Annotated in this window: 8 protein-coding genes; 2 read left to right on the top strand and 6 right to left on the bottom strand. The window is 69.8% G+C overall.

Features of this window, described 5'->3' with window-relative positions:
- Window positions 1-79: 79 nt before the first annotated feature.
- From QRN26_RS04595 to QRN26_RS04575, 5 genes are all read right to left on the bottom strand, one after another.
- A complete protein-coding gene (locus QRN26_RS04595) occupies window positions 80-6,340 on the bottom strand; it encodes an OmpL47-type beta-barrel domain-containing protein (RefSeq protein ID WP_285035516.1) in 6,261 nt (2,086 codons plus the stop codon).
- 203 nt (window positions 6,341-6,543) lie between these two features.
- Window positions 6,544-8,511 carry a glycoside hydrolase family 127 protein gene (locus QRN26_RS04590; RefSeq protein WP_285035514.1) on the bottom strand — a complete coding sequence of 656 codons (1,968 nt, stop codon included), beginning with the start codon at window positions 8,509-8,511 and terminating at the stop codon, window positions 6,544-6,546.
- 2 nt (window positions 8,512-8,513) lie between these two features.
- Entirely contained in the window at window positions 8,514-9,437 is a 924-nt protein-coding gene (locus QRN26_RS04585) for a carbohydrate ABC transporter permease (RefSeq protein ID WP_350223907.1), read from the bottom strand.
- A 2-nt stretch (window positions 9,438-9,439) separates the two neighbouring features.
- Complete coding sequence (locus QRN26_RS04580) at window positions 9,440-10,357, bottom strand: carbohydrate ABC transporter permease (RefSeq protein WP_056780046.1); 918 nt, start codon at window positions 10,355-10,357, stop codon at window positions 9,440-9,442.
- 76 nt (window positions 10,358-10,433) lie between these two features.
- Window positions 10,434-11,729: an ABC transporter substrate-binding protein gene (locus tag QRN26_RS04575; protein ID WP_056780049.1), complete on the bottom strand. Its 1,296-nt coding sequence runs from the start codon at window positions 11,727-11,729 to the stop codon at window positions 10,434-10,436.
- A 160-nt stretch (window positions 11,730-11,889) separates the two neighbouring features.
- Between QRN26_RS04575 and QRN26_RS04570 the strand changes: the two genes are divergently transcribed.
- Both QRN26_RS04570 and QRN26_RS04565 read left to right on the top strand, forming a co-directional pair.
- Window positions 11,890-12,936 (top strand): LacI family DNA-binding transcriptional regulator, encoded by a 1,047-nt coding sequence (locus QRN26_RS04570; RefSeq protein ID WP_285035510.1) that lies wholly within the window; start codon window positions 11,890-11,892, stop codon window positions 12,934-12,936.
- A 52-nt stretch (window positions 12,937-12,988) separates the two neighbouring features.
- Entirely contained in the window at window positions 12,989-13,264 is a 276-nt protein-coding gene (locus tag QRN26_RS04565; RefSeq protein WP_285035509.1) for a hypothetical protein, read from the top strand.
- A 27-nt stretch (window positions 13,265-13,291) separates the two neighbouring features.
- Here QRN26_RS04565 and QRN26_RS04560 read toward each other — a convergent pair whose 3' ends face one another.
- A complete protein-coding gene (locus tag QRN26_RS04560) occupies window positions 13,292-13,873 on the bottom strand; it encodes a hypothetical protein (protein ID WP_285035507.1) in 582 nt (193 codons plus the stop codon).
- Window positions 13,874-13,899 lie beyond the last annotated feature (26 nt).

Here is a 13,899-nt window from a genome sequence, read left to right as displayed (position 1 = left end):
AGGGACCGGAGGGGAGCTCAGGGACCGGAGAGGGCGACAGGCCCGGGGAGCGGAATGCTCCCCGGGCCTGCGCGGCGGATCAGCCGAGCGGTCCCGCCGGTCCGCGCTCGAGCGGCGTGCGTCCCGCCCGTTGGCGGGCGATCAGCACGGCGGCGGCTCCGAGGAGCACCGCGAGGGCGGCGAGGCGGCCGAAGGTACCGGCCTCCTCGGGCACACCGGTCGACGCGATGGCGTCCGGCGTGCTGGCACCCGGCGTGATGACGGTCACCTGCGCCGTCACCTCACCACCCGGCAGGACCAGGGCGAGCGTGTGGACGCCGGCCGTGATCGTGTACGGGACGGTGAACACCGCGTTCGCCGTGCCGTCGGCACCCACCGTGAGCGTGCCGAGCGTCACCGGCGTCGACCGCAGCTCGACGCGGAACACCGCGCCCGGCTGGGCTCCCGTCAGCGACACCGGCAGTGCTCCGCCGGGGGCCACGCTCGTGACACCGAGTCGCAGCACCTCGTCACCGGTCAGCGAGCCGCTCGGCTCACTGGGACCGGGTGTCGGCTCCGGGTCGACCGGGGTCGGCGTCGGTTCCGGCGTGACGGGCTTCGCCGGGACGTCGACGGAGACGGACTCCGAGACGTTGCCGGCGACGTCGGTGGCACGGACGGCCACCGTGGTCGCCGCATCGCCGACCGCGACCGGCGCGGTGGACGTGGTCCACGCCCCGTCGCCGACCCGGACCTCCGTGAACGCGACACCGGAGTGTGCGTCCTCGGCGGTCACCGTGACGGTGCGGGCGGTCTGGTCGACCGTCGCTGCGGCCGTCGGGACGGTCGCATCGCGCCGTACCTCGACCACCGACGGCTCCGACACGTTGCCGGCGGCGTCCGTCCCGCGGAAGGACACCGAGGTGACCCCGTCCGCAGTCACGACGACCGGACCGGTGTAGGCCGCCCACTCGCCGGTTCCGACCCGGACCTCGAGGGTCGCGATGAGGTCGCGGTCGTCGACGGCGGTCGCCGAGACGCTCACGTCCTCGCGGAACCAGCCGGAAGCGGGTCGCTCGGGGGTGACCGTGGTGGTCACGACCGGGGCGGTGACGTCCGGGACCGGCTGGTCGGCCGCCTCGAACACCTGCCACTCCTTGATCCCCAGGCTGCCCTTGCCGCTCTCGGTGCCCGAGGCCTCGAGGAGCAGACGCAGCTTCGTCGTCGTCACCGGGGTGAAGGCGACCGCGTTGAACGCGTCGACCTCGGTCCCGTAGGCGCCGAGCGCCTCGACGTCGACCCACGCGCCGGCGCCGTCTCCGGCCTCCGCGTCCCAGTACTGCGCCTTCCACGACTTCGGGACCTCGATGCCGAGGCCTGCGTCGTCGAGGTTCGAGACGAAGTACGCCCCGGTCTCGCCGACGGTGACCGCCTCAGCCCAGTCGTACTGGACCCACTGCTGCCCGATCTGCGGCCAGGCACCCCAGACGCTCGCGTTGTCGTTCGGCGTGACGTCACCCGACGAGGTCGGAGCGACATCGTCGTTCAGGCCGTCCACCGTGTTCCAGGCGGCCGTGAACGAGGCCGTCGGGACGGCTCCGATCGCGACGTTCCGGCGCAGCTGACCGTCGCTCTTCGGCACGACGACGCTCGTCTCCGCGGAGACGTTGCCGGCGGTGTCGGTGGCACGGAGGTGGACCGTGGTCTCCTCCAGGCCCACGAGGACCGCCTTGGTGTAGGGCGTCCACTCCGGCGCATCACCGATGCGGACCTCGATGGAGGCGAGGCCCGAACCGGCGTCCGTCGCGGTCGCCTTGACCGTGCGGGCCGCAGCGTCGGCGACGGGGGTCACCTGCGGTGCGGTCGCATCGATCCGGACGGCGACGTCGGCAGCGGCGGAGCGGTTGCCGGTGGCGTCGGTCGCGCGGGCGGCGACGGTGTGGACACCGTCCCCACTCACGGCGATCGGGCCGGTGTACGGGACCCAGGCGGCGGCGTCGACCGACACCTCGATGACGGGCGCCGAATCTCGGTCGTCGGTCGCGGTGACCGAGACGGTCGCCGCTCCCGGGTGCCAACCCGAAGCCGGGGCTGCCGGGTCGACGATGAGCGCGACCACCGGAGCGGTGTCGTCCTCCTCGCCGCCGCCGGCACCGACGGTCACCGTGGCGGTGGCCGACTTCACCCCCGGGATGGCCGAGTCGACCGTTCCCGTGACCTCGAAGACGCCCTCGGCCGCGTACGCCGCCGGGTCGACGGTCGCCCACGTCACCGGCAGGTCCTCGCGGGACCCGTCGTTGTAGAGGACGCCGAGCGAGGCCGGTAGGGCTGGGGCGACCCCGGCTGCCGTCGTGACCGCGACGGGATCGACGGCGTTGATCTGCCCAGGAGCGGTCGTCCGCACCCAAACGGTCGCCTTCGCGGGCACCGCGGAACCGGTCACGAGACCGACGACGGCGAAGCTGCCCTCGCCCGCGACCTGCTCGGGTGGGATGGACGCCCACGAGACCGGGAGGTCGGCGTGGCTGCCGTCCGCGAAGGTCGCGTCGACCGTCGCGGGCAGCGTCGGCACGACACCGGTGGTGGTGCGCACGTCGATGGGTTCGATCGCCGTCGGGGCGACCGCGAACACCTCCCACTCGCTGACTGCGACACCGGCGTACGGGTCGGCTCCGGTGCCGGGACCGGCCGCGCTCAGCACGAGGCGGAGCTTGGTCGTGGTCACGGCGTCGAACTCGACGGCGTTCGGAGCGTCGCGGTCGACGCCGTACGCGGACGCGCCCGTGACGTCGGCCCAGGCGTCGCCCGTCCAGTACTGCGCCTTCCAGGCCTTCGGCACGTTCACACCGGAGCCCGAGGAGGGGTTCGTCTGGTCGGCCCAGAACGACACCGTCGCGGAGTCGACCCGGACCGGGTTCGCCCAGTCGTACTGCAGCCACCTCGTGGCCGGACGACTGCCCGACCAGGTGCCCCAGACGTCGGCCTGCGATCCACCGCTGTGGAGGACGGTGCCGTCGTTGACGGCGTTCACGTTGTTCCATCCCGCCGTGAACTCACCGGTCGGCGTGGCCTCACGGGCGACGTTCTGGCCACCCGCGGACACCGCGCCCTGGACCACGAGATCCTTCGTGCTCGTGAGTTCGCCGTCACTCGCGGTGAGGCGCAGCGTGTACGAACCCTCCGCGGTGAAGCTCGCCGTCGTGGACGCCGAGGTGGCGTCGCCGAAGATGACGAGACCGTCCTGCGGCGCGTCGACCACGCTCCACGAGGAGGTCACGTCGCCGAGCGGCAGCCCGTCGTCCTTGACCTCGCCGACGAGCGCGAGCGTGCCACCGGCCGAGTTCGCCTGGTCGACCCAGGCGTTCACCGACGGAGCCTGGTTGGTGGACGCCGGTGCCTCGACGCCGGTCGCGAAGAGCTGGAGCTCCTTGACCCCCGTCTTGAACCCGGCGGCGTGGTTGACCGTCAGTCGCACGGCGTCGCCGGTGACCTCGGGGAACTGGACGTGGTTGTAGTTGGCACGCGGGTAGACGGGGCCGCGGGCCTGGGCCGGGATCGCCGTCCAGGTGTCGCCGTTCCGGACCTCGAGCGAATAGGTCGCCGGCTCCGAGTACCCCTGCACGGTGGCGGTGGAGGAGGAGTTGTAGAAGTACACCCGGGCGTCGTCGAAGGTCTTGGTGCCTCCGAGCTCGACCACGAGCGAGTCCTTCGCGTTCGGCGACCCCGCGGTGCCCCAGAAGGGCTCGTTGGCGGTCGTGCCGTCCACGGCCGCGGTGGCGGGGCGGCTCGGCGCGGAGAAGCTCGCGCTGACCTCGGCACCCTCGGCGGCGTTCGCGGATCCGGCGCTGGCCGGGTCCACGTCGGCGCCGGCCTTGGCGAACAGGTCGACGACCCGGTCACCGGCGGCGAAGGAGACGTCCTGCGGCGCCTGCAGCGAGGCGGTGGTCGAGGACAGGACGGTGACGTCGTCCGCCACCTCGACCGTGCCCGTCGCGGGGTCGTAGACGACCTTGCTCAGGGAGTCGATGGTGAAGGCGAGCTTGCCGTCGAGGAACACCGAGTAGCCCTCGGGGACGCTGTCGCCGTAGTGGCGCTCACCGCCCGGGGCGTCCCAGGTGATCGTGAGGTCCTGGTCGCGGAAGGCGATGTTGTTCGCCGTGAAGTGGTCCCAGTCGATGTCGATCGGATCGAGTTCGATCTTCGCATCGCTCCGCGGGCGCAGGCCCATGGTGTCCTCGATCATCGTGAAGTTCGTCGCGCCGAGGATCGTGTGGTGGATCCAGGAGCGGTAGCCGATGTTCTGCGGGTCGGCGTCGCCGTCGGACCAGAACTCGTTCTGGTCGGGCAGGCGGTTGTCACCACCGTTCTGGTAGTGCGACCAGGCGTTCCAGTACAGGAGCTTCTTGTACCACTCGGCGTCGATCGCCTTCGTCGGGTAGTCGCGCAGCACCTTCGCCAGCATGCGGAACGTCACGGTGGAGTTGATCACCGAGAAGTTGTTGCTGCCCGGTCCGCCGTAGTCCGCCTGGTCGGCCTGGTTCGCCGTGTAGAACGGGAAGATCGGGTACTGGGCGTCGTCCGCGAAGAGGTCGAGCGCCTTGACGTAGTCGTCGTCGTAGTCCGCGTCGCCCGGCTTCGGCATGAGGCCGACGGTGAAGGGGTAGAAGTTGTTGATCTCCTTCCACTTCGCGAGCTTGCCGTCGGACGTGAACCGGTGCTTGAGGACCTTCGCGTCGGCGTCCCAGAGGAGCTCGACGACCTTGTCCTTGATGCCCTGGGCGAACTCGTCCATCTCGATGGCCTTCGCCTCGTTACCGGCCGTCCGGTAGGCGGCGGCCGAGGCGAGCGCGTTGGAGTACAGGTACGCGTTCTCGGTGCGGTCCATGGAGGCGTTCGGGCGCTCGTGGAACGACACCGCGTCGGCGTCGTTACCCGTCATCGCACCCCAGTTGTAGTCGATGAGGCCACTGTCGTCGGTGTCGTAGGCGTCGAGCAGGCCCTTCACGTCGTCCTCGGCGTACTCCGCCAGGTTCTCGGCGATCGCCGTCGGTCCGCCGTGCAGCTGGTACGAGCGCCACGCGGCCTCGGAGATGTACTGCGTGTAGCTGTTCGACCAGTTCGCCGGGTCGCCCGGGTTGTCGACGAACTTGTAGCTCTTCGAGGTCTCCCCCGCCGACACCCAGGGGCCGTAGGAGTAGATCGGGTTGCGGAAGTACTTGAGGTCGTCGATGAACATGCCCGTGGTGAGCACGATGGCGTTGTTGTACCCGAGCACGCCCTCCATCGAGGTGGGGAACTGGTAGTCGTTGCCGGGGATGTCCGCGTCGAGGAAGTTGAAGCGCATGAGCCACCAGCGGTAGTACAGCGTCTTGTCGATGTTGTCCTCGGGGGTGTCCAGGAAGGGCACGTTGTCGGCCCACCACTGGTTGTACGCGGTGACCTGCGCCGTGTACGAGGCGTCGGGGGCGAGGCCGCGGACGGCGTCGTACTGCGTGCGCGACTCGGCGATCTCGTCGGTGACGAAGCCGAGCTGCACCTTGGTGGAGACGGTGCCGCCGGCCGGGACGGCGAGGCTGGTCGTGATGCCGCCGCCGTCCGGGGTGAAGCCGTCGCCGGAGAGCCGCGGGAAGATCGTCGTGAGCTTGTTGGCCGCCGTGACGACGCCCGTCAGCTCGTCGCCCTCGACGGTCGTCGTGTAGGCGGAGGTCGCGGTGAGCTGCACGGTGTGTGCGCCGTTCGTGCTGCGGACCTCGAGGCCGGTGACGGCCACGTTCGCGTCGGTGATGTACTTCGTCTGGACGACCTCGATCCCGGTGGCGGCGTGACGGTGCACACTGCGCCAGTAGCTCGGCGTCTGCACGCGGCTCGCGGTGTCCTCGGTGAGGGTGACGTCGGTGCCGTCGACCTTCGCGGTGATCGTGTACGCCGCTTTGCCGTCGATGGCCTCCCAGTAGGCGACCTGACCGCCGAAGCCGAGCTTCGAGGGGTCGTGCTCCTTCATGAAGACCGCGCGCCCACGGCTGAACAGCCACTGGTTGTCGTCGCCGAAGCTGCCGGTGGTGCCGGTGCGCTGGAGCATCCGGTCCATCCAGAAGTCGGGTCCGCCGAGGGCTCCGGCTCCGGCCGCGACGTCCGCGTCGAAGATGGCCTGCAGTTGGTTGCCGGCCGTGTACCCCGTGCCGGTCGCCGGGATGGGGGTGTCGCTGCCCGAGAACGTCGGGTAGCCGATGTCGGCGTTCGCGGCCTGTGCCGGCGCCGTGAGGAAGGTCGTGCCGATGACGGCGAGGACGGCTGTCGCCGCGATCCCGCCGCGCCATCTGCGCGACCCCCGCTCGGGGGTGGTGTGCTGTGTTCTGACCACGCTGTCTGATTCCCTCTCGTCGGTGAGTAGGACACTCCCGGGGAGGCTATCGGCACTCTCACAGCCGCCGCAAGGGTTTTCGGAGTTTTCGGAAAACCGTGCGGCAACGGGATGAAGGAGCACGCGAAATCGCCCGAAACCGCCCCGAAATCCTTGCGATCCGGGGTGGCGTCGGGCGATCCGAGTGGCCTGTCGAGCGTCGGTCAGCTCCGCGTCGTGGGGATCCAGACGCGCATGGTGGACGGACCGCGCTCGGCCCACGAGTGGTACGGCGCGATGGTCGCGGTGAACGACTCGACGTCCCGTGGTGCGTCGAAGCGCTCGGCGTAGGGCCAGGCCGCGTCGACGACCGGGCGGGCTCGGAGCGCGACCGTCAGGCGCCCGTCGGCCGCCTCCTCGACACCCGCGTCCGGGACGATCTCGATGCGGGCGAGCGTCTCGTCGCCTCCCGGCAGATCGACCGACTCGACGCAGTAGACCTCCGGGCCCCGCTCGATCGCGACGGCGCCGCGGATGGCGTCGACGCGCGGGTCCGGGTGCGTGACCCGCGGCCGCATGCCGAAGGACAGCTCGACGACGTCGCCCGCGGCGAACACGCGGGCGAGGTCGGCGTACCCGGGGGCGACGTCCTGCGTCTCCTCCGCGCCGCTTGCCGGCGTGACCGACAGGCGTGCGTCGTCGGCCCAGGACGGCACCCGGATCGAGACGGTCACCGCGTCACGAGGCGCCTCCAGGATCCGCAACGAGACGACTCCGGAGCGCGGGTAGTCGGTCACCAGCTCGGCACGGAACCGCCCGCCGTGCGCCCCACCGATGGTCGTGTCGATCGTCGCCGACGCGAACTGGTGGATCTGCACCCCGTGGTCGTCGCTCGTGGCGACGAAGGCGGCCAGGCTCGCGAGGGTCCTGGCCACGTTCGGCGGGCAGCAGGAGACGTCGAACCAGGGCGCGCGTTCGGACGACGACGCGCGTGGCGACACCTCGTCGTCGGGGCTCGACTCCCCCGGCGTGCGCTGGTGCAGCGTGTTGGCGTAGAAGAACGCGGTGCCCGCGGCCGACGGCGACGTGGCGACGACGTTGTAGAGGACGCGTTCGATGTGGTCGGCGTACCGGACGTCGCGGTCCTCGAGGAGGAGTCGCCAGCTGAACATGATCGACGCGATACCGGCGCAGGTCTCGGAGTAGGCCCGGTCGGACGGCAACTCGAAGTCCTCGCCGAACGCCTCGTCCTGGTGGTGCGAGCCCTGCCCGCCGGTCAGATAGGTGCGGCGCGCGATCGTGCGGTCCCACTGGCCGCGGAGGGCCTCGAGCAGACCGGTGTCGCCCTGCTCGACGGCGATGTCCGTCGCCCCTGCGGCGAGGTAGTTGGCGCGAACCGCGTGACCCCGCAGTGCCTCGGCCTCGCGGATCGGGACGTCGTCCTGGAAGTACGCCCGGCCGTATTCGATGTCCGCGAGGACCCCGGTGCCGCGCCGTTCGACGAAAAGCGAGGCGAGGTCGAGGTACCGCGACTCCCCCGTCACCCGGGCGAGCTCCGCGAGACCGATCTCCACCTCGGCGTGCCCGCACACCGACTGGATGCCGTCGGTGCCGAAGACCTCGCAGATGAGGTCGGCGGCGCGCGTCGCGATGCCGAGCAGGCCGTCGTCGGCGCCCGGGCTCGTCCGCTCCCGGGCGACCGCCGCCTGGAAGAGGTGACCGAGGCAGTACAGCTCGTGACCCCACTCGAGGTCGGACCAGCGCTCACCCTGCCCAGGGCGCCCGAAGCGGGTGTTGACGTAGCCGTCCGCCTCCTGGGCGCCGGCCACCCGGTCGACGACGCTGCGGAACCGCGACTCCAAGGCATCGTCGCCGCCGAGCCGTCCGAGCTCCCACGCGACGGCCTCGAGGTACTTGTAGACCTCGGAGTCGGCGAACTCCCGCCCGCGGCGACCCTCGGGGAGGGTGCCCGCGGCGGCGAGGTCGAAGTTGCGGAGCCATCCCTCGCGCTCGAGCCAGTGCTCGACGTGCGGCAGGGTCGCGGCGCCGTTCACGCGCTGGCGGTCGGCCCAGAACCCGTCCGTGATCCGGACCTCGTCCAGCCCGAGTGGGGAGAGCGCACCGGTGGTGGGGACGACCGGAGCCATGCTCAGGGCGGTGTGCGTCGACGTGTTGCTGATGGTGGTGCTCATGGTTACCCCTTGAAGGCGCCGGACATGAAGCCGCGCACGTAGTGACGTTGGAGGATGAGGAAGAGGAGGATGCACGGCAACGCGAGGACGACGACACCGGCTTCGGTCGCGCCGTAGTCGACGACGCCCTGCACCTGACCGCGCAGGTTCGAGACCGCGAGCGGCAGCGTCATCTTCGCCGAGTCGTTGATGAGGATGAGGGGCGCCATGAAGTCGTTCCACGCCGCGAGGAACGCGAACAGTCCGACCGTGATGAGGCCGGGCTTCACCGCCGGCACGAGCACCTTCCACAGCACGGTCCACGAGGTGCAGCCGTCGACCATCGCCGCCTCGTCGAGCTCCTTCGGGATCGATTCGAACGCGATGCGCATCATGAAGGTCGAGAACGGCAGCTGGAACATGGTGAGGACGAGCGCCACCCCGACGAGCGAGTTGGAGAGCCCGACCAGGTTGAGCAGCACGTACAGCGGGATGAGCAGCGTGGCGTACGGGACCATGAGGATCGCGATGGTCGCGAGGAACAGGGCGTTCTTCCCGCGGAACTGGAACCGGGCGAACGCGTACCCGCCGAAGAGTGAGATGACGAGCGTCAGGATGACGGTGAGCAAGGAGACGAACACCGAGTTGCCGACGTACTGCAGGATGCCGTCCTGGTAGCCCGCGAGCGTGATGTAGTTGCCGAACCCCCAGCCCTCGGTCTGGTTCGTGCCGGCGAGCGGGGAGACCGAGCGCACGGCGGTCCAGACGAGCGGGTAGAGGAAGATCACGGCGAGCGCCGCGGTGAAGATCCAGAACGGCATCCTGATGGCGATGCCGAAGAAGTTCGTGGGCTTGGCCTCGCGAGAGCGAGAGCGAGCGCGTCCGTGTCCGCGGACGTCGGGCATCGTCGAGGTGACGGTGGCCGGTTCCTTCCGGGTGATGGTCATGCTCAGTCCTCGACCTTCTTGCTGAACGCGCGGATCTGCACGATGTTGATGACGATGAGCGCGGCGAGCACGAGGACCGACAGGGCGCCGGCGACGCCGAGGTTGTTCGGGCCCTGGAACGCCACGTTGTAGATGAGCTGGACGACGGTGATCGTGCTGTTGTCCGGGCCGCCCTTGGTGAGGATGTAGAACTGCTCGAACGCGAGCAGTGAGCCGGTGACGCACATCACCGTGGTGAGCGCGAGGGTGGGCTTCAGCAGGGGGACGGTGATGTCGCGGAAGGTCTGCCAACGGGATGCGCCGTCGATGCGGGCCGCCTCGTACACCTCCTCGGGGATGCCCTGGAGGCCGACGAGCATGAGCAGCATGTAGAAGCCGGCGAAGCGCCAGACGATGAGGAACACCGTCGACCAGAGCGCCGCGTCGGGTGTGCCGAGGAAGGTGAAGCCCATGGCCTTGGTGAGGTCCGCGAAGGGGCCGGCGATCGGCGAGTACAGCACGTAGAAGAGGAGCGACGCCGAGGCGAGGCCGAGGGCGCTCGGGATGAGGAAGGCGGTGCGGAGGAACCCCTTCCACCGGCTGGACTCCTGCACGAGGAGCGCGAGGCCGAGACCGAGGCCGATGAGGAGGACGGTCGCGATGACCGTGTACTTGAGGGTGAAGACGACCGAGTCGAGGAAGAACCGGTTGTCGATCGCCTTCGGGAAGTTCTCGGGGAAGTTCACACCCTGGTTGCCGCCGAGGAGGGGCCAGTCGGACGCGGCCATCTGGAACACGAGTCCGAGCGGGACGAGGAACAGCAGGACGACGAAGACGGCCGTCGGGAGCGCGAAGAGCCAGCCGGTGCGGGCGTGCACGGCTCGACGTCTCCTGGCTCCGACCGAGTCCGTCGGGCCTCGTCTGGCGAGGGTGGTACTCATGGGTGGACCTTTCGAAGCGGGTGGGTGCGGGTGCGCCGTCACAGCGGGGGATGCGACGACGCACCCGCGGGTCGGACTACTGCGAGAGCACGTCCGTGATCGCGTCGCTGTCGGCGTCGACCGTGTCGGTGCCTTCGAGGACCGCGTTCCGCACGAGCGTCAGCCAGGGGCTGGTCGGCGAGTTGAAGGCCTCCTGGAAGTTCAGCGAGTACGGGGTGTCACCCTTGGAGGCGACCTCGTTGATCGTGACCAGTCGCGGGTCCTTGCTCGAGTACTCGTTGTTCGCGAGGTCGGAGCGGGAGACGACGTCGTTGTCCTTCGCGAGGACTCCGACCTGGGCGTCCTCGGACATCAGCCAGCTGAGGAAGTTCCACGACTGCGCGGCCTTCTTGGAGTCCTTCGAGACGCCGATGCCGTCGCCGCCGACGAAGGTCGAGTCGCCGCCCTTCGGGCCGGGGATGCCGGACACGCCGACGTCGAACGGGGTGGAGGACAGGAGGGTCGCCGGGTACGGCATGACGCCGACCTTGCCCTCGGTGAAGCCGGCGGTCCAGGTGGGCCCGGCCTCGTCCTTCGAGGAGGGGAGCACCGCGCCGGACTTCCACAGGTCGGCCCACGTGCTGTAGACCTCCTTGGCGCCGTCCTCGGCGAGGAGCGACTCGGTGCCGTCCTCGTTCATGACCTGCTCGCCGTCGGCCCAGACGCTCGGGAACCAGGTGAAGACGAGGCAGCCGCCGCAGTTGAGGCCGGTGGCGGTGCCGTAGGTGTCGGGCTTGTTGAGGGCCTGCACGGCCTTGGCGTCCTCGGCGAACTCGGCCAGGGTCGTCGGACCCTGCTCGGGGTCGAGGCCGGCCTCCTTGTACAGCTCCTTGTTCCAGAAGAGCATCGAGAGGTCGAGCACGAACGGGAGGACGTGCTCCTTGTCGTCGGCGGTGCCGGCGGCCAGGTGGCCCTTGTTGATCTCGTCCTTGAAGTCGAGTCCGTCGATGTTGGCGGTGAGGTCCTGGAAGAGGCCCTGCTCGACCCAGTTGGGGACGTAGACGATGTCGGCGGCGAACAGGTCGGGGAGGCTGTCGGAACCGGCTGCCGCGCCGACCTTGGCGACGTAGTCGTCGTTCGGGACGACGGTGAGCTTGACCTGGTTCTCGTGCGAGGCGTTGTAGGCCTCGACGAGGAGCTTGGCCTGCTTCTCGAGTGGGGCGCGGGTCCAGAGCGTGAGCTCGGAACCGTCGTCCACGCCTTCGGGGCCGGCACTGGCGAGCGGCGAACTCCCACCGCCGCCGGAGGAACAGGCGGCGAGGCCGACAAGGAGGGCGCCGGCGGCGACCACTCCTCCGACCCGCTGCATCCGTCTGGTGTGCGTGCTGCGCATGGTGACTCCTCTGACTCATCGTTGAGCGGACCGGTCGGGTCCGGCGGTGCGGGGAGAAGTTTCGAAACTGTCGAAACGCCTTTCGGTAAAGCTAGCCTGGGATCACGGTAGCGTCAAGAGCAGAATCCGGTAACGTTTCCGGAACGAGAAGGGGGGCGTCATGACCGATGCAGACGCCATGGCCGCAGGCGGGGCCACGAGCGGCAGGGCGGCGACGCTCGGAGACGTCGCCCGCATCGCCGGTGTCTCGATCGCGACGGCCTCGAAGGCCATCAACGGACGCAGCGAGGTCGCACCGAAGACCCGCCAGCGCGTACTCGACGCCGCGAAGACCGTGTCCTTCACGCCCAACGAACTCGCCCGCAGCCTCATCAACGGCCGCACCGGCACCGTCGGCCTCCTCACGAGCGACCTCGAGGGTCGCTTCGTGATCCCGATCCTCATGGGCGCCGAGGACGCGTTCGGCGCCGGACAGGTGAACGTGTTCCTCTGCGACGCGCGTGGGGACGCGATCCGCGAGCAGCACCACCTGAACGCCCTCCTCACCCGGCGCGTCGACGGCATCATCGTCGTGGGCCGCAGCACCGACCCCCGCCCGTCCCTCGGCCACAAGTTGCCAGTGCCGGTCGTGTACGCCTACGCACCGTCCGACGACCCGACCGACGTCTCGATCACGCCCGACAACCGCGACGGCGGCCGGCTCGCCGTCGAGCACCTGATCGCCTGCGGGCGGTCCCGCATCGCGATGATCACGGGCGAGCCCCAGTACGCGGCAGCCCGCGACCGCGTGACGGGGGTGCAGCACGCGCTCGCCGCCGCGGACCTGGAGCTCGTCGGCACCCCGATGTTCTCGGAGTGGACCGAGCACTGGGGTCGGGATGCCGCGGCCATGCTCCTCGCCCAGCACCCCGAGATCGACGGCATCGTCGCCGGATCAGACCAGATCGCGCGCGGCGTCCTCGACACCGTCCGCGACCTCGGGCGCGACGTCCCCACCGACGTGGCGGTCGTCAGTTTCGACAACTGGGAGATCCTGGCCACCAACTCGCGTCCGGAACTGTCGTCGATCGACGCCAACCTGCAACAGCTCGGCCGACTCGCCGCCACGCGCATCTTCGAGGCGATCGAGGGCACGGAGGTCGCGCAGGGTGTCGAGTACCTGCCGGGTCGACTCGTCCTCCGCGGCTCCACGATCCCGAGGCGCTGAGGTTCGACCCGCGGGTGATGCGACAATCGTCGGACATCGCTACGGTCGAGCCATGAACAGCACCGGTGTCGCCACACTCGTCATCGTCGCGGCCGTCGCGGTCATCATCTTCACGATCACCGTCCAGGCCAGACGGAGGCGTCCTCCCGCATCGAAGCGTCGTGGAGGATCGTCTTCGGATGCCGGAGGACCGTACATCGTGGATGGTGACAACCACCACGGCGGCGGTCACCACGGCAGTGGGCACGACTCGGGCGGCTGGGACGGAGGCGGTGGCGGCGATTCCGGGGGTGGCGGAGACGGGGGTGGCGGCGGCGGAGGCGACTGAACAGTCCGCCACGACCACCTCAGCCCGTCAGCGGCGGCGTCGCTGCTGCTTCGAGCGACCCTTCGGCTTCGGGCGCGACTTGCGCTTCGCCGGTGGGACGACCGCGTTCCCCTCGCCCGAACGCTTCCGGCGCGAGACGTCGACGCCGCCGGCCGGCCCGCCGATCCAGATCGGGACCTTGCTCAGCCAACCGGCGACGAAGAACAGTGCTCCGCCGACGACCAGACCGGCGACGCCGATGATCTGCCAGATAGCGTTGTCGAAGACGACCGGCCCCACGGCCTCGCCGTCGGTGAACAGTCCGAACCCGTTGTCGAAGACGACGACGAGGATCGTCAGCCAACCCAAGCCGAACACGGTGCCGGCTATCCACCCCCACCGGGAGATCGCCAGGCCACCGAGGACCGCACCCACGGCCAGCGGCAGGCCGAACGCCACGTACAACACGATGGCGACCCAGGACTCGGCGTCGTCACCGCCGATCGCGGCCCCGACGAGGGCGACGCCGACGAGCAGCACCAGGGATCCGATGAGCGCACCGCTCAGCGTCGAGATGCGCCGACGACTCATGCGGTAGGGGTTGGTGCTGAACGGCTCCCGGTTCGGCATGGATCCATCCTCGACCATGGAAGCCC

It is taken from the genome of Plantibacter sp. ME-Dv--P-095 (assembly GCF_030209365.1).
In the GTDB taxonomy this organism is placed as follows: Bacteria; Actinomycetota; Actinomycetes; order Actinomycetales; family Microbacteriaceae; genus Plantibacter.
This window is presented reverse-complemented; position numbering and strand designations above follow the sequence as displayed.